Source organism: Achromobacter sp. SIMBA_011, from assembly GCF_046535435.1.
Taxonomy (GTDB): Bacteria; Pseudomonadota; Gammaproteobacteria; order Burkholderiales; family Burkholderiaceae_B; genus Achromobacter; species Achromobacter dolens.
The window spans coordinates 1-264 of sequence record NZ_JAWRWN010000634.1 but is presented as its reverse complement, the minus strand read 5'-3'; the positions used below and the strand labels follow the sequence as shown (position 1 = coordinate 264).

Annotated in this window: 1 protein-coding gene; it reads left to right on the top strand. The window is 71.2% G+C overall.

All coding sequences use genetic code 11. The features are described 5' to 3' along the window. The coding region (locus SB816_RS32495; protein ID WP_410548312.1) for a hypothetical protein at positions 1 to 264 on the top strand (264 nt) is incomplete at both ends.

The following is a 264-nucleotide window of genomic DNA, read 5'->3' as shown; positions in this document are numbered from 1 at the left end:
GCCGCTGAACGACGATGCGGCGACGATCGGCTGGCCGGAAACCTTGCAGACGCTGCTGCGGTTCGTGCGTCCGTGGCAGGGCAAGGTCGTGCTGACCGTGCTGTTCGGCATCGGTCGCGTGCTCGCGTTCATCGGCGTCGGCGTGATCGGCGCGATGGTGGTCGGCGCGGTGTCGGCCGGCCACGCGAGCCCCGTGCTCGTCGTCGCGCTGCTCGTGATCGCGCCGGTGGCGGCCGTGCTGCACTGGCTCGAATCGTGGCTCGC